Annotated in this window: 14 protein-coding genes; 5 read left to right on the forward strand and 9 right to left on the reverse strand. The window is 47.3% G+C overall.

Features of this window, described 5'->3' with window-relative positions; genetic code table 11:
• Nucleotides 1–6: 6 nt before the first annotated feature.
• From V8Z93_RS01205 to V8Z93_RS01215, 3 genes are all read left to right on the forward strand, one after another.
• Nucleotides 7–909 (forward strand): hypothetical protein, encoded by a 903-nt coding sequence (locus V8Z93_RS01205; RefSeq protein WP_439432137.1) that lies wholly within the window; start codon nt 7–9, stop codon nt 907–909.
• A 248-nt stretch (nt 910–1,157) separates the two neighbouring features.
• Nucleotides 1,158–3,278, forward strand: a complete 2,121-nt coding sequence (locus tag V8Z93_RS01210; RefSeq protein ID WP_439432138.1) for a M6 family metalloprotease domain-containing protein — start codon at nt 1,158–1,160, stop codon at nt 3,276–3,278.
• A gap of 51 nt (nt 3,279–3,329) precedes the next feature.
• Nucleotides 3,330–5,393, forward strand: coding sequence for an Omp28-related outer membrane protein (locus V8Z93_RS01215; protein ID WP_439432139.1), 2,064 nt, complete (start codon nt 3,330–3,332; stop codon nt 5,391–5,393).
• 118 nt (nt 5,394–5,511) lie between these two features.
• On the opposite strand, the gene V8Z93_RS01220 is transcribed toward V8Z93_RS01215, so the two are convergent.
• The 9 genes from V8Z93_RS01220 to V8Z93_RS01260 all read right to left on the reverse strand — a co-directional run bounded on the left by V8Z93_RS01220 (nt 5,512) and on the right by V8Z93_RS01260 (nt 21,849).
• Nucleotides 5,512–7,701, reverse strand: a complete 2,190-nt coding sequence (locus V8Z93_RS01220; RefSeq protein ID WP_203041660.1) for a glutamine synthetase III family protein — start codon at nt 7,699–7,701, stop codon at nt 5,512–5,514.
• Between the two features lie 149 nt (nt 7,702–7,850).
• Nucleotides 7,851–8,624 carry a LytR/AlgR family response regulator transcription factor gene (locus V8Z93_RS01225; RefSeq protein WP_203041661.1) on the reverse strand — a complete coding sequence of 258 codons (774 nt, stop codon included), beginning with the start codon at nt 8,622–8,624 and terminating at the stop codon, nt 7,851–7,853.
• Between the two features lie 27 nt (nt 8,625–8,651).
• Entirely contained in the window at nt 8,652–10,661 is a 2,010-nt protein-coding gene (locus V8Z93_RS01230) for a histidine kinase (RefSeq protein WP_439432140.1), read from the reverse strand.
• A 49-nt stretch (nt 10,662–10,710) separates the two neighbouring features.
• On the reverse strand, nt 10,711–12,180 hold the full coding sequence (locus V8Z93_RS01235) for a toxin-antitoxin system YwqK family antitoxin (protein WP_439432141.1): 1,470 nt from the start codon (nt 12,178–12,180) through the stop codon (nt 10,711–10,713).
• Nucleotides 12,181–12,424: 244 nt separating this feature from the next.
• A complete protein-coding gene (locus V8Z93_RS01240) occupies nt 12,425–14,365 on the reverse strand; it encodes an alpha-L-arabinofuranosidase C-terminal domain-containing protein (RefSeq protein WP_439432142.1) in 1,941 nt (646 codons plus the stop codon).
• Between the two features lie 161 nt (nt 14,366–14,526).
• The gene (locus tag V8Z93_RS01245; RefSeq protein WP_439432143.1) at nt 14,527–17,763 is read right to left on the reverse strand and encodes a glycoside hydrolase family 2 TIM barrel-domain containing protein; all 3,237 of its coding nucleotides are present in this window, start codon (nt 17,761–17,763) and stop codon (nt 14,527–14,529) included.
• Nucleotides 17,764–17,769: 6 nt separating this feature from the next.
• A complete protein-coding gene (locus V8Z93_RS01250; protein WP_439432144.1) occupies nt 17,770–18,975 on the reverse strand; it encodes a glycoside hydrolase family 88/105 protein in 1,206 nt (401 codons plus the stop codon).
• A gap of 43 nt (nt 18,976–19,018) precedes the next feature.
• Nucleotides 19,019–20,263, reverse strand: a complete 1,245-nt coding sequence (locus tag V8Z93_RS01255; RefSeq protein WP_439432145.1) for a DUF2264 domain-containing protein — start codon at nt 20,261–20,263, stop codon at nt 19,019–19,021.
• A 326-nt stretch (nt 20,264–20,589) separates the two neighbouring features.
• Complete coding sequence (locus V8Z93_RS01260; RefSeq protein WP_203041667.1) at nt 20,590–21,849, reverse strand: ATP-binding protein; 1,260 nt, start codon at nt 21,847–21,849, stop codon at nt 20,590–20,592.
• A 535-nt stretch (nt 21,850–22,384) separates the two neighbouring features.
• Here V8Z93_RS01260 and V8Z93_RS01265 point away from each other — a divergent pair.
• Both V8Z93_RS01265 and V8Z93_RS01270 read left to right on the forward strand, forming a co-directional pair.
• Nucleotides 22,385–22,957: a zeta toxin family protein gene (locus V8Z93_RS01265; protein WP_203041675.1), complete on the forward strand. Its 573-nt coding sequence runs from the start codon at nt 22,385–22,387 to the stop codon at nt 22,955–22,957.
• On the forward strand, nt 22,950–23,117 hold the full coding sequence (locus V8Z93_RS01270; protein ID WP_203041668.1) for a hypothetical protein: 168 nt from the start codon (nt 22,950–22,952) through the stop codon (nt 23,115–23,117). The genes V8Z93_RS01265 and V8Z93_RS01270 overlap by 8 nt, the downstream gene beginning before the upstream one ends.
• Nucleotides 23,118–23,383: the final 266 nt, after the last annotated feature.

Here is a 23,383-nt window from a genome sequence, read left to right on the forward strand (position 1 = left end):
TTGAATATGAAATACATCAAATTATTAATGTTGCTGGCTGTGGTCACCTTCTTCGGTGCCTGCTCTAGCGACGATGATTCATGGAACTCTGCTGCTGACGTAACAGTAAGCATGAAGAATCCTACCATGGTCATCAAGGAGAATATGGGCCTGACCAATGTGCCTATCGAGGTAAAGGGCAAGACCAACGGTAATGTGTATGTTACCCTCGCTGTGAAGGAAGTGGGCAGCAACCCTGCCAAGGAAGACGTACATTATTATATTACAGACAAGACCATCAGCATTTCAGACAGCATCGGTTATGTAGAGGTAGAGCCTGTAGATAATGATGAAATCAACGCCGACCGCACCTTCGAGATTACCATCGTTGAAGCCAAGGGTGCCAAGATTGGCAATGCAACAACCCAGGTTTCACTGAAAGATAATGACTCTCAGATTTACGAGAAGCTCCAGGGTAAGTGGAAGCTCACAGGTGTAAGCCGCCAGGGTGCACCAATGGAGAGTGTAGTGAAGATCATCGGTGCTAGCGACGAAGAGGATGGCGACTACAACAATACTCTGTATCTCACAGGTATGGCCGTAAGCTCTTCTTCTGCACGTCTGTCATTCCACTATGACGAAGATACCAAGCAGGGCTATGTAGCATTCGACAACCTGGGCAAGTATAACTTCATCGAGGGTTACGACTTCACCAAGGATCTGGGCTTCATGGGTAACATCATGCTGCACAACCTGTCAAATGGTCAACTCACCTCAACCCCTATCAAGGGTACATGGAGCGAGGACTGCAAGGAGATTGTCTTCGACCAAGACCAGGTATTGTTCGGTGGTATCTATACCCCTGGTGGAACCTTCACCGGCTATGAGTTCTTCAGCGTAACGAAGATCAAGCTCACAAAGGTGAAATAAAGTGAAAGCATTAAGTTGATATATAAAGAGAGAGATAACACATGGAAGCATTGGGTTATCTCTCTCTTTTTTGCAGATTTCATACCCCCTGCGCAACTTACAAATTGAAAGGATGAGGGGAAAAGAACATTTTGAAAAGCAAATGTAGCTTAAAAAATGTAAGCTAATCTGCTGTATCTCAATTTTTATGCTTAACTTTGTCAACGGATAAAGAAATTAGTTATAAGACAACTTTAATAAAACGTTTTATGAAGAAAAAACTGTTAGTCCTCATGTCTATGTTGCTGGCGGTTTCTGCTATCCATGCAGTACCAGCCAAGCGAGGCATCTGGAAGACCTTTACACTCAAGAACGGACAGGCAGTCCAAGTTCAGTTGTGTGGCGATGAGTTCCTGCACTTTTGGGAAGACAAGGCAGGCAACCGCTATTCTTACGACACCTCAGATGGCTTGAAGCCAGCCAACATGGCCCAGCTTCAGGAGCGCAGCAGAGTGATGCGCCAGCAGGCTTGCCCTGAGAACATCATCAAGAAGAACCTCCTTTCTGGTAACGCTAATGGCAGCACCAGCATCACAAGAGGTGTTTCCTACACCGGCAAGAAGAAGTGTCTCATCCTGCTGGCTCAGTTCTCCGACAAGAAGTTCACCATGGATGACCCTAAAGCTTTCTACAACCGCGTGGCTAACGAGCCTGGTTTCAGCGAGGGTAAGTTTAAGGGTAGCGTGGCTGATTACTTCAAGGCGCAGAGCAACGGCAAGTTTGAGATGGATTTCGACGTAGTGGGTCCTTACACCCTTGGTGAATCTGCTTACTATGGCAAGAACGATGGCGATGCACAGGACGTAAACGTTCAGGCGATGATTTCAGGCTGTCTGGGCAACGCCGTGGCTGAAGGTATCGACTTCGCCCCATACGATTGGGACGGCGACGGACAGGTAGAGATGGTATTCGTAGTCTATGCCGGTCGTGGCGAAGCTACAGGCGGTGGCGATGACACCATCTGGCCACACAAGGGAAGAATGGTTTCTCCTGTTGCCTGCGGCAAGAAGACAGTAGTGGATTATGCCTGCTCCAACGAGCTTTCTGTATCTAACGAAGTGGATGGCATCGGTACCATCTGCCACGAGTTCTCTCACTGCCTGGGCTATCCGGATGCATACGATGTGAACTATACCGGCCTGTATGGTATGGGTACCTGGGACTTGATGTGCCAGGGTAACTACAATGACAACGGCTTTACTCCTGCCGGCTACACCGCCTACGAGAAGTATGCCGCCGGCTGGATTTCTCCAATCGAACTGAAGGAGAACACATCAGTATCAGGAATCAAGCCTCTGGCTGATGGCGGTGATGCCTACATCTTCAGAAATCCAAACCATGCCGATGAGTACTATCTGATAGAGAACCGTCAGAAGAAGGGTTGGGATGCAGCCCTGGCTGGTTCAGGTATCATGATCAACCACATCGACTACAACCTGAAGGCATGGAATTACAACATTCCAAACTCCATGATGGCTGGTGTCAACGACCATGAGCGTATGACCTTCGTTCCTGCCGACAACGTGAAGAGCGAAAAGAGTGAGGAGTATGATGCATGGCCTTACGGCAACAAGAACCGCCTGGCAAACAATACCACTCCTGCCTGCACATCTTACAATCTGAACACCGATGGCACCAAGTTGATGAACATCATCCTTTCAGATATGGCTATCGCTGCAGACGGTACGGCATCTTTCACTTTCCAGAACCTGAACAAGACTGCATCAGAAGAGAATTATATCTTCCAGGAAACATTTGACAAGTGTCTGGGTACAGGTGGTAACGACGGTAAGGGCTTCTATACAAGCGGCAACCCTAACCAGTTTGCCAATGGTGCATTCGCATCAGACAAGAACGGCTGGACATCTAATGTACAGACCTTCAAGGGAGGTTTCCAGTGTGCCCGTGTAGGTAAACGAAATGCCACCAACATCACCTTCACCTCTCCTGAGATCAAGATCAACGGCGATGTAACTCTTACATTCAAGGCAGCTCCTTACGCTGAGTCAAACAAGACTATGACCGTAACCGTGAGCAACGGAACTGTAGAAAACGGCACATTCAACCTGATGCCAAACCAGTGGACAGAATGTACAACCAAGATTACAGCCAACGGCAGAGTGAAGATTACCTTCGCATCAGATGCATTCTTCATCGATGAAGTATACGTATCAGAAGGCGCAACTTCCGGCATCAGCAATATCGAGTTGGGCAACAAGGAGGTTAAGGCATATTACAATGCCCAGGGCGTTCAGTCTGACGTACCATTCTCAGGACTCAACATCGTGAAGTTCACCGACGGTACAGTGAAGAAGATCTACGTGAAGTAAGCAGATATATCCCACAGAATCATAAACATAAAAAATATAAAAGAATAAGAAATGAGAAATATTTACTTGATGTCAGCAGCACTTGTCTTGATGACAATGTCTGCCAACGCTCAGAGCATGAAGCGCATCAACAAGGAGGCAACAGCCAAGACATGGGTAGAGACTGCCACTCCACAGAAGGCAGCCAAGAAGATAGCAACCCGTGCCGGAGAATTGGAAGCAAACCAGCGCTATATCAACTATAGCTACGACGAGAGCTATGTATGGCCATCAGGCATGAAGGGCGCCAAAGGTACTTTGTCTCTGGGTACCATCTTCTACAATGATGCCTTCAAGAAGTATGAGGGCTGCAAGATTGCAGGTGCCCGCTTCTTCCTGACAGCACCTATCGGCAATAGTAAGGTTACCATCTGCAAGATTGACGAGAAGGGAAATGTTACCAACGCCATTGCAGAGAAGGAGATTGCTACCACACAATTGCATTGGAACTACGTTTGGTTTGATGAACCATATACCATCGATACCAAGGATTTCTATGCGTTGTTGCCATTTTACAATTACACACCAGAGCAGGTTGAGTCAGAAAAGCCAATTGGCTCTTCTGGTACATACGTAGGTCCTTATGGATTCCTCGCCTTTGGTGACATCTATGAAGATGGCCGCGATGAAACCAAATGGCAGTGGGAGCCTATCTCTGCCGGATACGATGGTTCTAACCTGATGATTCAGCTTATCATCGAAAAAGAGGATGGTACTTTCATTCTCCACGATTTGGTAATGGACAAGATTGCTGCGGTTCCATTTGCAAAGAAGGGCGATAAGCAGGTATTGGCGTTCACATGCCACAATGAAGGTCGCGACAACATTACAAATGCCAAGTTCGCCCTGGAAATGGACGGCAAGCGAATCGGCTCTTTCACCTATAGCAAGGACAATGTAGCTGCTGATCAGTACAAGGAAATCACTGACGCAGATTATACAAACATCCCTGTACGTCTTAAAGTAGATGATGCCTGGACCACCGGTGACCACAAGGTTACCATCTACCCAGTAGAAATCGAGGGTAAGGCTCCAGAGGGTGAATTGAAAAATGATACATTGACAACCAACTTCAAGGTCTATAAGGAGAATTTCGACCGTACCAAGAACCTTGTAGAGTTCTATGCATGCCAAATGTCAAAATACACCTACTTTGCAGACCAGGTACTCACCAAGACAGCCAAGGCTCGTGAAGACGAAGATCTTGCTATCGTTTCTATCCACGGAGAACGTCAGCAAGTAAACGAAGATGGATCTGTAGAAACATTATCAGATGTATTCACTGTGCCAGAGGCTAACAAGCTGGCCAACTACTCTACTCCATCAGATGGTTCCGGTGCCTTTAACAGATACTTCTACGACAATGACGTGATCAATTACGACAAGGCATTGACAGTGAACATGGCTGCTCAGAAAGCAAGCGACCAGGACAATGTTGTTAGCATGCTCAACACAATCATCAACGAGTCTGCAGCATATTATCCATCATTCTCTACCGTAAGCATTGACTCTAAACTTGATGATGCAACAGGCAAGCTGAGCATCAAGGTAATGGGTAAACTCATCAACCAATACCAGAAGTTGATTGGTGATGATGCCCGCCTCACCATCTACCTCACCGAGGATAAGGTAAAAGGCAAGCAGAACACCGGTGGTACCATGGCAAAGCCTACCACCCACAACCATGTATTGCGCAAGATTGTGACCGGCACACTCGGTGATGCTCTCCAGACCAATGGCAACAGTTACGAGAACGACTATGAGGTAGAGCTTGATGATGCTTGGAAGAGCCAGAACATGCATATCATTGCGTTCGTAAGCCGTCCTATGAAAGAGACAGAGAAGGATGGCAAGACTGCTCTTGCGTCTGCCATGAACGATCTCTGGGTAGATAACACCAACATGGTAGCAGTCGGCGAGAGTGATTTCACCGGCATTTCTAACGTCATCAACTGGAACGAGGTGAAAGAGGTAGGTCGTTACACCATCGATGGTCAGAAGTTGAATGCTCCAACAAAGGGTATCAACCTCGTAAAGCTTTCAAATGGCCAGACCATCAAGGTTATTGTGAAGTAATATGAAATCATATTAAAGCAATATGAAGTCATAAAATGACAAAGATAATAAAAAAAGAGTGCACTGTAACAAACAATGCACTCTTTTTTTATTATCTCAATTCCTAATCCAGGAAATATTATCTGATGAACAGCAGCTCACGATACTTTGGCAAGGTCCAAAGTTCATCGGCTACGAGAAGCTCGAGCTTGTCTATCTGATAACGGATTTCCTCCATCTTTGGAGCCACCGTGTCATGATAGGCTACAGCTTTTTCTCGCTCGCTCTCTATCTTGTTCGCCACCTTGCGGGCATCCACCAATGCCTCAACACCACGCTCTATCGACTCGGTGCGCTCGGCAATCTCACGGATAATCTTCACGTTGCGGGCTGTCAGCTTCTTGCCTTCCTCGCCACCGAAAATGTGAATCATGCCCTCTACGTTTTTCGCCAGACGGCTCTGATAGTGGGTAGCCACAGGAATGATGTGGTTCATGGTCAGGTCGCCCATCACACGAGCCTCAATCTGAATCTTCTTGGTATAAGTCTCCCACTTCACCTCGTTGCGCGCCTTCAGCTCGCTCTCGCTCATCACATTGGTCTTGGCAAACATCTCGATGCTCTCCTTGTCCAGATAACGGTCGAAGACCACTGGGCAGGATGCCTCGCAATCCAAGCCACGCTTCTGAGCCTCTTCCTTCCACTCGTCAGAATAGCCATTGCCATCGAAGCGGATAGGCTTGCAGGTCTTGATATCCTCGCGTACAATGTCTATGATAGCCGATGTCTGGTCCTCGCCCTTGGCTATCAAGGCATCTACACGAGCCTTGAAGTCTTCGAGCGCCTCAGCTACGGCTGCATTCAATACGATGAGAGAAGATGCGCAGTTGGCCTCTGAACCTACGGCACGGAACTCGAAACGGTTGCCGGTGAAGGCGAATGGAGAGGTACGGTTGCGGTCGGTGTTATCAATCATCAGCTCTGGAATCTCAGGGATATCCAGCTCCATACCCTTCTTGCCGGCAAGGGCGAAGAGTTCTTCCTTATCAGCCTTCTCGATATGGTCGAGCAAATCGGTGAGCTGCTTGCCCAGGAATGAAGAGATGATGGCTGGAGGCGCCTCGTTGGCTCCCAGACGATGCGCATTGGTAGCACTCATGATAGATGCCTTCAAGAGTCCGTTGTGCTTGTAAACGCCCATCAGGGTCTCTACGATGAAGACTACGAAGCGGAGGTTATCCTCTGGAGTCTTGCCTGCTGCATGCAGCAATACGCCAGTATCGGTGCAGAGGCTCCAGTTGTTGTGCTTACCCGAACCGTTGACACCGGCAAATGGCTTCTCGTGTAAAAGCACACGGAAACCGTGCTTATGTGCCACACGCTTCATCAAACTCATGAGGAGCATGTTGTGGTCAACGGCAAGATTGCACTCCTCATAGATAGGTGCCAACTCAAACTGGTTTGGAGCCACCTCGTTATGGCGGGTCTTGCAAGGGATGCCGAGTTCGAGTGCCTGGATTTCCAGATCCTTCATGAAAGCCTGCACACGCTCAGGGATGGTTCCGAAATAATGGTCGTCCATCTGCTGGTTCTTTGCCGAGTCGTGGCCCATCAGGGTACGGCCCGTGAGCATCAGGTCGGGACGTGCCGAGTAGAGGCTCTCATCAACCAGGAAGTACTCCTGCTCCCAACCAAGATTGGTCTGCACCTTCTTAACCTGTGGGTAGAAATAGTGGCACACCTCGGTAGCCGCCTCACTCAGGGTATGGAGCGAGCGGAGCAATGGAGCCTTGTAGTCCAAAGCCTCACCGGTATAAGAAATAAAGATGGTAGGGATACAGAGGGTATCGTCGATGATGAACACAGGCGATGTAGGATCCCATGCAGAATAGCCACGAGCCTCGAAGGTGTTGCGGATACCACCATTAGGGAACGAGCTGGCATCAGGCTCCTGCTGCACCAGCAACTTGCCAGAGAACTCCTCAATCATACCACCCTTTCCGTCGTGCTCCACAAAGGCATCGTGCTTCTCGGCAGTGCCCTCGGTCAATGGCTGGAACCAGTGCGTATAATGCGTTACCCCGTTTTCCTCAGCCCAGAGCTTCATGCCGGCAGCCACGGCATCAGCGATGGAACGGTCCAGACGAGTACCATTATCTATTACATCGATGAGTTTCTCGTACACATCAGATGGCAGATACTTGTACATCTTCTGGCGGTTGAATACATACTTGGCGAAGTACTCCGAAGGGCGCACCTTGGGAGTCTTCACCTCTACAGGTCTTTTCTTAAAGGCCTCGGCTACAACCTCAAATCTCAAATTAGCCATTCTTCTTTTATTATTTTTATAAGTTTGCGGGTGCAAAGTTACGAAATAATTGGCTAACTGCTACCATCTTGGACGTTTTTTTATGCATAATTCAAACTTTTCCGCCCTTTTTCATACAATATGTTGGCATCTGAAGGGGGAATACGCATTTACAGGCTGCAAAAACGCTCGATAAACTTCTTGCGGAAGAAGCGGCCCACCTTTACATAATCGATGTTGTCGAACGGCGGATAGAAATGGCAGACATTGTCGACCACCTCTATCAGATAGTCCATATTGATGATGTACTTCTGGTTGACCTGCACAAACTGCTTGTCGAGACCAGCCAGCGATTCGCTCTTTACATTGCGCTTCAGGCGGACAGGAGCAGGAACACCTGCCACCACTACCTCCCAGCAGCGACCTTCGTGATTATACTTAAATACACCGATGTCTCGCTTGTCAACCAGCTTGAAGTCTGCGCCGTTGGTATAGAGCAGGAACTTGTCATCCTTCGGATTCGGGATGCTCAGGCCGTTTTCATCCAGCGATACTCCCCGGGCTGAGTATGGAAGGCTCTCGATGCCAGCCTCTTCCAGTCTACCCATAATCAGCGCCAAGTCCTTATTGTCTATCGGCTTGAGCAGCACATCGAAGGCTTTCTTCCGAAAGGCAGGCAGGATAAACTTGTCGTATGCCGTATACATCACGACACGACAGTCGCCATCCGTAAAATCATCGATACGGTCAAGGAAATCCAAGCCCGAAATATCAGGCAACTGCACGTCGAGAAACAACACATCAGGACGATGCTTGTTGACCAGCGCCAATCCGTCCAAACCGTTCAAGGCGACACCAGCCACCTCAATCTTATAACTCTTCAGCAGGCGAGCCTCCAAGTCGTAAGCCGCCTGCTTGTCATCGTCTACAATAACTATTTTCATATTCCCCTTAGTTTACACCTTATTATATTATATAGATAAATTAATCTCGTCTGGTATACAGAAACTGGATTCGCAGCCCAGCACCTTTCCGTCTTCACCCTTGAGGTTACGCATGGAGAAGGTCATCTTGCTGCGGTTGCGCTCGTTAATCATCGCAATGGTCTGACTGAGCACCGTCAGTCCCGTCCGCTTCTTACCCGTGCTTCGGATATCGAAACCCGGTCCGTTGTCGATGACGGAGATGGATGTCATGCCTTTCTGCCTGCGTTCTACCTTTACCTGCAGTCGCTTTTCTCCTTCCCATCCTCTCAATCCGTGAACCAGGGCATTCTCCACCAATATCTGTACAAACATGGAAGGCACATGCACCTTGCCGAGGTTGATATCCGGAGCCACCTCAAGCTTGAACTCGAAGTTGCCATCCACAAGAGGTCTTTCTACCTCCACATACTGTTTCACGAAGTCCAACTCCTCTGCCAGGCTCACATCCAGTCGGCACGACATATCGAGGTTGGCACGAATCAGCTTCGACAGGCGCATCAGTTCATCCGCCTCGGCATTGCCCGAATGCACAATCTTGTTATTCAGCACATTGAAGACGAAATGAGGAGAGATGCGGTTGCGCACAGCCTCCATTTTGAGCTGCATGATACGCAACTTATTGGTTTCCATGCGTCTGCGGTTCTGAACCGTCTTCATGATGAAGAACATGATGATCAGCAAGACGGCAGCAACAGCAGCGGTGGCAAACATCTTCACCTCCTGCAGTTCCACATTCTTGTGCTCCATTGCCAGGTCGTGGTGCAGCTTGAGGGTATCTCGTGTGAATCGCTCCATCACCTCGGATGCCCGCATGTTGACGCGGCGGTGTTCCAGGGAATCGTTCTGCTGCATATCTTCACGCAGGTTTTCGTATGCCTGGCGGTAATCTCCCATGGCCTTATAGTACAATCTGAGATAATGATTGCGAATCTGACGTATGGTAAAAGGCATCACAGGCATATTTTTCTCTGAATCAAGAATGCGGGTAACTGCCTGCATATCATGCTTCTTCACAGCCAGTCCGATGCGGATGGTGTGACAATAGTAAACCGCTACGTCGTCTGCATTCTTACGCATATAAGGCTCTACCTCATCGAGATATTTCTCCGACTCTGCCAACTGATCCAGATTGAGATAGACATCAGCCATATTGAGTTTACAGAGATACATATCGAAGGTCTCCGTCTTGCCACGCTTTTCCAGCAAATCCTTGAGGCGCAAAAACAATCGAAGGGAATTCTTGTAGTCCTTAGAATAATAATAATAATTTCCGTAGTTGTTCAGATAATAGGCTTGCATCGCTACAGACATCTGATTGAAATACTTCTCCGTCTGCTGATAATACTGAAGCGACGTATCAAAATCGTTGAGTTGCAAGTAGATGGTAGCCAATCCCAGATAGAGGGTGATATTTTCTTTCTTCGGCAAATTGAGCGAGTCAACCAGAAACAGCGCACGGCGATACCACTGGGCAGCCTCGGGCAACTGGTTCTGGGCAAGATAGGCGTCTCCCACATTGGCACATATCATAGGCGACTGGTCCTTGGTATCGCTGGTCAGCGACAGGCGATAGGTTTCCAGATAGAGAGCCAGTGCCTCATCTCCTTTCTTATGGAAGTTGTGGTAGTTGGCAGCCTGCGTGTTGTAGGCAAAGGCAAGCAGACTGTTGCGGCGAGGCGACTCGGGCTGCTGCTTGGCAAACTGGATTACCTTATCTATATAAGGAACCATGGAATCGGGTGTTGACGACAGGCAGAAGTACTTGCCCATTCGGGAATAATACTCATAGAAGGCAAAGCTGTCCTCAGCCTCCTTCAAGCCCTGTTCTACCAACTTGCGGGCCAGTGGCGACTGTGCAGCAATGGAATCATCCACCTTCCGCAACGCTTCCCGATACTCGTCGGATTCTGCCGAACCGGCTGGCCGCTGGCAGGCAGCAACGAGAAGTGCTCCCATTACGAAACAGGAGCACCTCTTGATTAAGCGGTTTGTCATTTTCATTGATTTCATCTGATTAGGTCTGATTGTATCTGATTGTATCTGATTACTTCTTGCTATCGTCCCATTCAAACAAGTAGTCGATACCGTTGATCTTCACCTTTACGAAGAGATCCACTCCCTTGCGGTCGTCGGTATAGATATAGCCATAGACAACCTCACCCGGATGGATGGTAGTACGTTCCAGATAGCCCAAATCAGTAGGTTCCTTCTCGGCATACTTCATGCGGGTTCCATCATCCAGCTTGCGCATGCGGCAGATGCGAGCCTGGAAATCCTTCACCGTATTGGAAGAGTTGGAGAACTGGGCACCCAGGTTGGCATTCACATTGCCATTGCGGGCAGCCGGCATCATGGAAGTGCGGCGCACATATTTCTCAATCTTGTCATTGTACTCCTGAGCTGAAATCTTCTCGAAATCCTTGCGCTTGTCCTTCTTGATGGAATAAATCTCTATCTGACTAGGGTCGAGGTCGAGATTAATCATACTCTTGTTTACGAGGAACAGACCAATCTGGCGATAACCGCCGATGTCTTCCACTATGGTGTTGCTGGCACCCACGATAAGACCATTCTTATTATAGTAAGGCCAAGCCACGCCGTTCTTATACTCCGTAACGATTTCCGAAGGACTTGGAGTTTCAAGCACTGGCTGCTTGTCGGCAAGCGAATACTTGGAGTAGTTGCCATCGATGTCAACCACCACATAGTAGCCATCCGGCTGGTCGGAAACGTATGGGGTGAGGGTACAGATCTTTCCATCCTCGGTGAAAGTGGCAGAAAGTCCATCACGTCGGCCTTCGCTCATCAGGAAGTGCTTGTTGATGTTGCCATTATTGAAATAGATGGAATATTCACCGTTCAGCTTGCCATCCACATAGGTCTTCTTCTCCTCCACATTGCCATCCTTGTAATAAGAGATGTAAGTATCGGTAAACTTACTGTTGGCATCATCATTCTTGTCGAGTTCCAGGAAACTGCCCTCGCCCTGCAAGGCGCCATCAATATAATAGGTCTTGAACTCCTTAGTCATGGTTGGGTTCGCTGGATAGAGTGCATAGCGATAATAGCTGGCGAAAGCCTTGTTGGTAATCACCTTCCAATTCTTGTTGTAGTAGATGGTGTCCACACGGTCCTGAGGAACAGCAGGAGCTGGCGGTGGCAACAACGAAGCCTCACCCGTAGCAGGGGTAGCAGGAGCAGCCGGTGTCGTTGCTGGAGTTGTTGCAGATGCAGCAGCGGTTGCTGGAGTTGTTGCAGCAGGAGCAGCTGCAGGTGTTGCTGTAGAGCCAGCAGGTGCTGCCGCAGCCGGAACAGCCGTAGTTTGAGCAGCAGGAGCCACAGCCTGAGAATCTACAGGCAACTTTGCGTCCTTAGTTTTGTCAACTGGTTTCTTGGTGTTATTAACGACGGTACGTTTAGCAGGGCGCTTACGCACATTACGTTTACTCTGCGCCATCACCTGGGATGTACACATCACAGCAAGAACCATCAAGATAAGATTTCTTAATCTCATATCACTTCCTATTTTTATTCAATTATTTTATAGTTAACTCTTTACGTGTGCAAATTTAATAAAAAAAAGTAGAAAGGGCAAATATTTTGTTATTTATTCATTCATTGGCATTAAAAAAAATCAAAAAAACAATCCCTTGCAACATTTCTGCTGCAAGGGATCTTCATTATCCTTTAAATCTCGTACCTTAATAACCTTTATTTGTCTGCTTAAAAACAGTCTTTTATATAAAAGAACGAATCTATTAGAATCGATATACCACGAAGCTGTTTGGCTTCATCTTCACATTCAAGACATTGCCGTTAGCCTGAGCATCTGATACCACAGGAACAACCACGTTCTTGTTGTCAATCTTGTTCTCTGCCTGGATATTGTCGGCATGGAGAACAGTTACCTTACCAGGGTTCAACTTCTTGATGCCATTGAAGGTAACGTTGATTTCCTTTGCCTCGTTAGAGGTATTGGCAATCTTCACGATGTAGCTCTTGGTTGCCTTGTCGAAACAAGCAGAGGCATAGAGACCCTTCTCGCCAGCCACTGGCTTGCCGTTCTCGGTAAGCTTCAACACGTTGGTACCCTTGTTCTCGCCGTAGAGCTGCTGAACATAGTAGTTGGCAGAACGGACAGAAGAAAGGTTATCGAACCAGATGAGGTCTGGACGCCACTGCCATCCCTCTACATGAGCGAAGAGAGGTGCATAGGTAGCCTGATAAACTACATCGGCATTGCGCTCAAGACCCGTCATGAAGGCAGCCTCAGAAAGCGCAGCCTCCCATGAGTTAGGATCGTTCTTGGCATGGGCAGCATACTCACCGGCGAATACCTTAGGACCCTTGCGGTCGTACTTGTCGTAACGGCTGGCATTGCTGCGGAACCACTCAGGGCTCTTGTAGTAATGCTCATCAACCATATCTACGCCCAACTTGCGCATCTGCTCCCAACCGTAGTCGAAATCCTTGCCATCAGCAGATGGACCTGATGAACCACAGATCTTGATTTTTGGATACTTGGCATGAATCTGCTCCATGAACTTCTGCAGACGCTCTGGATACATAGGACCCCACTGCTCGTTACCGATACCAATCTGCTTCAGGTTGAATGGTGCTGGGTGACCCATATCGGCACGGAGCTTACCCCACTTGGAGGTGACTGGACCATTGGCAAACTCGATGAGGTCGAGTGCATCGTCGATATAGCTCTGCAAATCCTTAACTGCTACATGCGCATTAGGATCCTTATCACTGTTCTGATACTGGCAAGCCAAACCTACAGAAAGAATTGGCAATGGCTCTGCACCAATCTTCTCAGAAAGGAGGAAGTACTCATAGAAGCCCAAGCCCAATGACTGATAATAGTTAGGGAAAAGGCGATGTGGGAAGGTATCTCTCCAGCGGTTCTCATTCAGAGGACGGTTTTCTGGATTGCCCACGCTGTTCTTCCACTCATAACGGGTGTCGAGGTCGGTACCCTCTACGATACATCCGCCAGGGAAACGGAAGATACCTGGCTTCAAATCTGCCAAGTCCTGTACGAGGTCGGCACGAAGGCCATTCCAGTTGTCTGATGGGAAAAGAGAGATGTGATCGAGATCTACGCTCTCAGAACCTTTCTCCAGATAAACACGCATCAAGCCCTTGGCATCTGTCTGAGGAGAAGTCAGCGAAGCGGTATGCTTCTGCCATTTATTATTGGTAATGGTGATGCTCTTCTTGGCAATGACATCATTCTTAGAGTTAACCAACTCTACACGAATCTTAGCCTGCTTGCCATCGATGAGATGAAGACGGCCATATACAGAGAAATCGTACTTCATATCCTTCTTCAAACCCATGCCGAAGAAACCGCGGTTCTCCAAACCGGTCTGCTTCTCACGAGCACCAGCGCTCTCGAGAATTACATAATGAGGATTGCGGTCGAAGGCAGGCTTCACGTCGCTGAGGGTTACATTTCCGAAAGTATTCCATCCCATCAGGCGCTGTGGGAACTCAAAAGAACGGTTCTCCACCATCTCTGCATAGAGACCACCATCAGCACCAAAGTTGATATCCTCGAAGAAGATACCATACATGGTAGGCTGAATTTCTACTCCAGGCTTGTTGGCCTGAACCATAAACTGATGCTGTGCGAAAGCTCCGAGAGAAGACATCGCCATCAGCATTGCTGCGAAAATTTTAGCTTTTCTCATATTGTTCGTTATTGTCTTTTTTAGGTTGAAATTTTCTTTTCTATATTGATACGTTTATCATATACATAATTACGGATGCAAAGATACAAAAAATCCACCCCAAATGAGGTGGATTTTCTGTTTAAATATATTGGACTTTTGTCCAAATGCCTGTTTTTCTACTATTTTGTCTGAGGAATCAGCACAAAGTTGAAGGTCTTGCTTCCATAATGTATGCGATACTTCTCCAATGGCCAAGCACCCCAAGAGTTCTCACCGCCTACACCCATGTGGGCTGCATCGAGGAAGAGATTGGTGAACTTAGACTTCTTCAGGTCGAAGCTGTGACGCTGTTCCTTCTCATCGCCGTCGTCAAGTTCCTCGGTATCGAAGTGGAGAGCGCTCGCATAGAATGGTGCGCAGCTCTTCACCTGCAAGCCCAAGCCTGTGGCATCGGTCTGCTTCCACCAGCGGATGTCGCTCTTGGTTCCACTCTCCTGTGGACGGATATATGGGAAGTACTGGTTGTCGGCATCGTCATTGTAGATGGCGATGCGCATGCAGTCCTTGCGGTCGGAGTAGTTCTCGATAGGTCCACGACCGTAGTAGGTGCTCTTCTCCATGCTGTATGGCATCTGCAGCAGCATACCGAAGCGGAACATATCGCTTACCTTGGCACCTTCTGTTGCCTTGAAGTCTTCTGTTACCTTCACTGCACCTGTATTGGCGAATACGAGGTAGGTGATGTCCATCTGACCCTGAACCTCTGGCATATCGAATGATGTGACGATGGTTACGGTGTTAGCCTTCTTATCCTTCTTCACGTCGATATTCTTCAGGTTCATCTGAGGGTTCTTCCATACCTTGAACTTCTTCTGCAAGCCTGCACCCATATCGTTATCGGTAGGAGCACGCCAGAAGTTTGGCTTCAAGGTACCGCCCTCACCGAGCATTGACTTGCCGTTGTAAGCATACTCAGAGATAAGACCGGTAGTACGGTCGAGCTTGAAGGTGAGGTTTGGAGTGGTAACAGCTATCACGTTGTCCTTCTTGGCAGCAAGCTTCATCTTCTTCTTGCCATGACCCTCAGCCAGCAACTTGCTGCAGTCACCCTCGCAAGCCTGCTTGGTTACAACTGGCAACTGTGCATAAGCTACCACCTGACCGGCTGTCAACAGCGGCTCAGCATTCTTCAATCGGAAATCGATGTTGAGGAATACCTCCTTACCGGTAATCTTACTTCTATCGTAAGGGATGGTGAAGGTTCTGGTCTGCTGTGCAGGAACATCGAGGTCGGCGATGGTACCATTCTGAGTCTCTACGCCATCCTCTTCCAAGCTCCATGCCAAGGCATAGTTGCTCAAATCGCGGAAGAAGTTCTCATTGTATACGCTCACCTGTCCAGCCTCAGCACTTACCATCTTAGCCCAGATATTCTGATACTGATAAGCCACCTCATAAGCATGAGGGTTAAGCTGACGGTCTGGACCGATGATACCATTACAGTTGAAGTTATTATCGCTAGGATCATACTTGTTGTAGTCACCACCGTATGTATACTCAATCTTGCGGAGCTCCTCGTTGTTCATCTTGTAAGGCAGGATGCTCATAGGCTTCACAATGTTGCGGTGCAATGCCTGGTCTACGAAGTCCCAGTCGAAACCACCCTGGAGGATAGGATACTTGCGAATCAGATTCCAGTAATCGCTCAGGTTACCGCCAGAGTTACCCATGGTGTGGTTGTACTCACACTGAATGAGTGGCATCGGACTGTTTGGATCCTTGGCATACTTCTCGGAAGCAGCTACAGGATAGTACATAGGGCAGAAGATATCTGTACCCTCGCCACGGCGAGCCTGCTCATACTGCACAGGACGGGTCTTGTCCTGGCTCTTAATCCACTTGTAAGCCTGGATGAAGTTGTCGCCCATCACGGTCTCGTTACCCAAACTCCATGTAATGATAGAAGGATGGTTGTAGAACATAGACACATTGTGCTGGTTGCGCTCCATAATCTGCTTGGCAAACTCAGGCTTCTTGGCAGCAGCATCGTCGCCATACTGGAAACCATGGCTCTCCTGGTTAGCCTCAGCAACCACATAGAGACCATACTTGTCGCAGAGGTCATACCAGCGTGGATCATCAGGATAGTGGCAGGTACGAACGGCATTGATGTTCAGGCGCTTCATCATCATGATGTCCTGAATCATGCGTTTCTCGCTTACGTTATAACCTTCATCCGGATCCATCTCATGACGGTTGGCACCCTTCAGGAGAACAGGCTGACCGTTTACCAAAAGCTGCTTGTTCTTGATTTCCACCTTGCGGAAGCCCACCTTTACCTGGATAATCTCGTAAGGTGAATACATGCCACCATTCTGGATAGGAGATACTACCAGGGTATAGAGGTTAGGAGTCTCAGCACTCCACTTGCGAACGTTCTTCACACGGAGCTGATACTTAGCCACACCATTCTTTACGTTATCTGTACCGGTTACGATAACCTCCTTGCCATCAGGGTCGTAAAGACCGAAGTAAGCCAAGGTGTTGCCCTGCAACTTCGCTGTGATGTTGAGTGCACCATCCTTATAGTTGTTCTTCAACTCAGTCTCCACACGGACATCAAGCAGACGATGTTCCTTAGAGCGGGCATAGAGATAGTTCTCACGAGCCGGACCGCTCAGTCGCCAGAAGTCCTGATCCTCACACCAGGAACCATCGCACCAACGGAAAGACTGGAAGGCGATGAGGTTCTTGCCTTTCTTCAGGAATGGAGTGATATCAAACTCAGCGGCTACCTTGCTATCCTCTGCATAACCGGCAAACTGTCCGTTTACATAAAGATAGATATTGGAAGTTACACTACCGAAGTGAGCGATGACACGCTTTCCATCCCAGTTGGCTGGGATATTGATTTCACGACGATAGGAACCTACGTGGTTGTCCTTGGTAGGAACTGCAGGTGGCTGCTGGTTGAAGTGACCACGCCAAGCGAAGCCCACGTTTACATACTCTGGCTGACCATAGCCCAGCATCTCCCAGTTGCCTGGCATCTGGATGTTCTTCCACTTTGAATCATCAAGGTCTGTCTTGTAGAAGTCGGTAGGACGCTGATCAGCGTTGGCTACCCAGTTGAACTTCCATGTGCCGTCGAGCGACATGTAGTTCATACTCTGCTTCTTGTCAAGATACTCGGCACCCGTTCCAGGGAAATCATTAGGATCGTAAGCGAAATGCAAGGTGTGCAAAGGCAAACGATTGATTTCATTCACTTGAAGGTCGTGCCATTCTGTGAAAGTAGGCTGCTGGATGGCTACCGTTTTATTTAACGGCTTAATGGCAGCCTTCGGTTTCTTAGCACCAAAAGCCACCATTGCCAAGCCTGCCATACTTAATGTAACGAACAGTCTTTTATTCATTTCTCTTTATTTTGAATTTAAATATTTGTCATATTCACATGCGGTGAGAAGCATGGCTCCCACACCGAAGTTTGCCTGAGAGTTGGCATCCACGGTCTGTCCTGGGATAGCTCGCTCGCCGATAGGCTGCACATAGCCCACCTTGCCGTCTGCCTGTACGGCTGTCTCTGTCAGGTAAGTCCAGGCTCGGTCTATCACCTTCTTATATTCTTTCTTGTTGAGATAACCATTGTTTACGCCCCAAAGCATACCGTAGGTGAAGAAGGCTGTACCGCTGGTCTCCGGTCCTGGTGCATGTTCAGGATCCATCATCGAGCGGGTCCAGTAGCCCTCTGGCTGCTGAATCTCAGCCACAGCCTTAGCCAGCTTCTGGAACTTGTCAACAAAGAACTGATAGTGCTTGTAGTCTTTCGGCATATCCTGCAGCACCTTTGCCAAGCCTGCGAGAACCCAGCCATCACCACGTGCCCAAAAGTCTTTCTTTCCGTTGGCACTCTTGTGCTTTGGATAAACGTACTTGCCATCACGGAAGTAGAGATTGGTCTCCTTGTCGAGCATAATCTCGTCGGTGGTGAGGAGGTTGTCGTAAAGCTTGTCGAGATACTTGGTATCACCGGTCAGCTTATACATCTTGGTCATCACTGGCATCACCATGTAGAGGGCATCGCTCCACCACCAGTAGTCTGTTGGCTGAGAATAAGCCTCGTAGTGCATCACCTCCTTGGCACGCTTCACCATATATTCTGAAGCAGCGGCATTACCCTTGGCTGCCTCGATGTTATAGAGGTCGATATAAGTCTGGAAGCAGATCTGCCAGTCGCCGAAGAGAACGTGCTGCTTGCCCTCGCCGTATGGTTTGTACTTCCACTTGGCGGGGTTAGCCTCTGTGGCACCACTCCAGTCGTTGTGTTCTGCCCAACGGATGGAGTAGTCGAGCATCTTCTGGTCCTTCAGCATCTTATATACCTCCATGTTGCCGGTATGATAAGCGGCATTATCCCAGAAGGCACGCACCTCAGGTTTGTTGTTGGCCTGCCAGTAGTTATTCACCTTTGTGATGAGTTCCACCACCTGATCGTGGTCCCACTTTTTGGAAGCCTTCACTTCCTTCTTATTCTGTTTCTTGACCTTGGCGGTCTTCTTGACTGGCTGTGCTGCACTCAGAGGCAAAGCCAGGGCTGTAGCTGCCAACATCATCAATATCTTGCGCATGATAACCTATAAACTCTTAACTAAAAACTCTTAACTAAAAAAATTACCACTTATCCTTGGTAACAATCTCGTCCTTCCAGTGATGATCCTTAGGGAACTGCTGATTGTTCCATGCCTTCACCTGAGTCCAAGGCTGTGCTGCATCTGTCCAGAACGGATGGTCGGCAGGCAAGCCGAGAGGCATGAAGGCAAGGGTAGTCATGTAGAGCGAACCGTTGTTGGTATACCAGTCGGCTACGTTCTTCTGGCTGTTTCCGCAGAAACCGATAGAAAGATAACCTTTCTCATTGAAGTTGTTCTCCTGGTCGAACATGCGATGGAGCACCTTGGTCAACGCTGCACGCACCTGTCCGTTGCTCAAATCCTTAGGCAACTTCTGATACCAAGCCATCAGAGCCAGCGGCTGCATGGTAGCCATACGGTAAGGAATACTTCTTCCGAATGCAGGGAAGGTACCCTCTGGAGAGATGAATCTTTCGAGAATGATGCTGTACTTTTGGCAGCGCTTCAACTCTCTATCATAATACTTCTGATAGTCGAGGCGGGAATTTACCTTGGCATCTACCATAGCCTGCAGTGTTTCCAGATACATCGGATGGAACACATAGCTGCTGTAGTAATCGAATGCGAACGAAGGACCATCCGCATACCAGCCATCACCTACATACCACTCCTCTACCTTGCGGCAGGCAGAATTGACGCGATATTCATCAAAATCGCCACCCGCCTTCGCCATGAAGCTTTCGATGGTAGAAGAGAAGAGCAGCCAGTTGGTATAAGGAGGATCGATGTGGCGAAGCTTGGCAAACTCCTTCAGGTATCGCTGCTTGGTCACCTCGTCCAATGGCTTCCAGAGTGTATCGTAAGCACGGAGGAAGCTCTCGGCGATGTAGGCTGCATCTACCAGATTCTGACCGCCGATACCCCAGCAGAGATAGTCAGGATTCTGAGGGTCAACGGCATTTTTGTAGGAAGCCAAGGCCCACTCACGCAGCAGCTTACGCTGCTTGCCTTCGACTGTGGCATCATCCGGAAGGGTGAGCCATGGAGCCACACCTGCCATCAGTCTGCCGAAGCACTCCATATAGAGCACCTTCTTGTTGCGGTTGTCGAAGCTAGGACTGAACTCCGTCTGCATATTCTTCTGCAGCTCGCCCTTAGCCATGTTTTCCAGCACAGGCTGCGCCATCTTATAGGCAAGCGAGCACCAATATTGGCGGTCGCTCTGCTGCGCCACTTTCTTCTTGGCATCTGCCCCCATGAATGGGACTACCGCCAAGACTACCATTATGATCGTTCTATATATATAATTCATAGATAGTTGTAATTGTTTATTGTACTTTTGTTTGTTCTTATTTTATTTGAAGGCATAAATATGTCCATGATTAGATGGCATAAATATACCGATAGTCGATGGATATTCTTGCAAATATTTTGCAAATATAATCAAAAATAGTTAGAAACGAGCAAAGCGACCGTATTTTTTATTGTTTTTTCAACACTGGCATACCATTTTCCCAAGAAATAGGTATCCAGAGATGACGACTGTCGCTCAAATGTTTCGGATTCCACATGTCTGCCATGAATACATAGTCGGCGCCATGGAACAACAACTCATTTCAGTAACCATTTCCATACAGGAATAACCTCTATACCCTCAGCAGAAAGTTGCCAGGCATCTTCCTCATCATAAGTAATTATCAAGCGACGCCTACATGCTAGCACATTTTCTATAGCCAGCAATGCTTTCACTTCTCTCTTTCGAGTATCTTCATCTTTGACGGAATAGGAGACCTGAATGGCAAGTTCTTCTTCAGGAATATAAAAGTCAACCTCTATACCTTTATTATAAAAGAACACAGCATCTTCCCTTCCATATCTACGTATCAAGCTGAAAGCCACAAGATTTTCCAAAAGTGACGTATCTGCATCCATCAAAAACAAATCCAAGATGCCATTATCAGTAAAATAAAACTTGGCATTGCTCTCCTTATCAGCCAACTTTGCTGCCATATTGGTTACCTTAGTGATAAGCCAAGATGACTCCATATATTCCATATATTTCACCGCTGATGTGGTACTAAGCTTGGTACCTGTACTTGATACGATATTGGCTATCCTGCTAAACGAAATAGGCTGCTTAACACTCTCTGCGATCTTCTTGATCATCACCTTTAGACCAAAGATATTCGTGATGCTATTTCTTGCAACAACATCGTTTAGATATATCTTTTGATAAACACTGAGCAGATAGTCACGCTTGACTTTCATCAAAGCACACTCAGGGAAGCCACCATGATGGAAATAGTCATTCAGACGATTCATCATCCTCGCCTTGCCCTCTGTGGAAATCAGACTCAACTTGTTATGAGGAACTTGACAAACATCCAAGAACTCCTCAAAGCTGTAAGGATATACATTAACAGGAAGATACCGACCACCCAAAGTTGTCTGAATATCAGAACTGAGCATCTTGGCATTGCTTCCCGTAATGAAAACCTTGTATTTGCTATCAGCCAATCTGCGAGCAAACTTCTCCCAAGAAGGAATATTCTGAATCTCATCCAAGAAAAGCATAGGACGTTTGTTGTACATCTCAAAATGAGCTTCCAATATGAGATTAAAATCCTGGGTAGAGAATCCCTCTAAACGCTCATCCTCAAAATTTAGATAAAGCATCTCGTCCCAACCATGCCCCTCGCTCAGAAGTTTTTGCATCTGCTGATAGAGCAAATAAGATTTACCTGCTCTTCGGATACCTACAAGAACATATCGGTCAAAACCTTCGAAAGAAATATTTCTGGCTATAACCTGCTGCGCTTCCACCTCTTTCTGGTTGTCGAGCATGATTCTTTCCAATAGTAATTTATCCATATTTACCGCCTTTTATCCAATCAAATGGATGGTTTTACTTTATTTTTATCCAATCGGTTGGATGGTTTTATATTCATTTCATCCAATCGATTGGACAAAAGTACACATTTTAATTGAGCCAAACAAACATTTTAAGAAAAAACAACATAAAATTCTTAGTCGTGGAAATCCATTGTTTTTTCGCACATTTCCACGACTAATAAATACTATCCTCCCTATCATTATTTTGCGCGAAACGATATTTTTAGTATCTTTGCAGCAAAATAACGACATCATTATGGCACAAGAGATTATAGGAAGAGAGCCTGAAATCAAGGGTCTATACGCCACCTGTTCATCGTGGCATATAGACCCTTGTTGTTTCCCGTGAAGTGCGGGTGAATATACTGAAGAAAAATCCCCCAGCCCGCTTGAGAAAGCAGGATGGGGAATTTAGTATTATTTGACCAATAATGATGTTAATTTCATTCAAATATTTGGCGTTATCAAGATTTTGCAGTATATTTGCATCCAAAAGAATTTAAATGTGAATCAAATGGTTAAGCATTTATATATAATAGCAGGTTGTAATGGAGCAGGCAAAACGACTGCTTCTAAGACGATTCTTCCCAAGTCTTTGCTCGTTAAAGAATTTGTTAATGCTGACGAAATTGCAAAAGGTCTCTCACCTTTCAATCCTGAAGGAGTAGCGATAGAAGCAGGGCGTTTGATGCTTAGGAGAATAGAAGATTTGCTGGAAATGGGTGAATCGTTCTCCATAGAAACTACTTTAGCAACCAGATCTTATATTAATCTGGTGCGCAGAGCACAAGAAAAAGGGTATGTTGTGCATCTCTTGTTCTTTTGGCTGGATAGTATAGAGCTTGCAAAAAGACGTGTAGCTGATAGAGTAGCGAGTGGTGGGCATAACATTCCTACGCCTGTAATTGAACGTAGGTATAAGGCTGGTCTTAAGAATCTTTTTGAGATATTTATGAAAGAAGTGGATATCTGGATTCTATTTGATAACAGTTTAAATAAAGGAGAACGTGTTGCTTTCGGAGGTAGACAGTTTCCAACGAAGATTAAGGATATTGTTAAATTTAAAATAATTAAGGATTATGAGTGAAAGTGAGATTGAGGGCTTTCTCAACAAAGTTGAATCAGGTTTAGTTGAAGCTCAGCATGATATGTTGGTAGAAAAGGCTTTATACAATCGTCCTGTGGTCATTAGTGACGGAAATGGCGGGGTAGTAGAAGTTTCTGCAAAGCAATTATTAAATTACTGAACTTTCGCAAGTTTTGCCCCACACGCCCTGAAAGGGCAGAAGCTCCTAGCCCAGGGCAGCGCCCTGGGTAATTACGGACGCAAACCTGTCGCCCTGTAAGGGCAAAAGCTTTAAAACTCCAGACAAAACATAAAGCTTTTGCCCTTACAGGGCGTCTTGCTGATTGCCATCATACCCAGGGCGCTGCCCTGGGCTAAGAGCTTTTGGGCCTTCAGCCCGTACTTGAACCACATGCGAAAGTTCAGTCATTAAGAATCTGAGCAATT

Origin of the sequence: Segatella copri, from assembly GCF_051861805.1 — a bacterium.
GTDB lineage: Bacteria > Bacteroidota > Bacteroidia > Bacteroidales > Bacteroidaceae > Prevotella > Prevotella copri_M.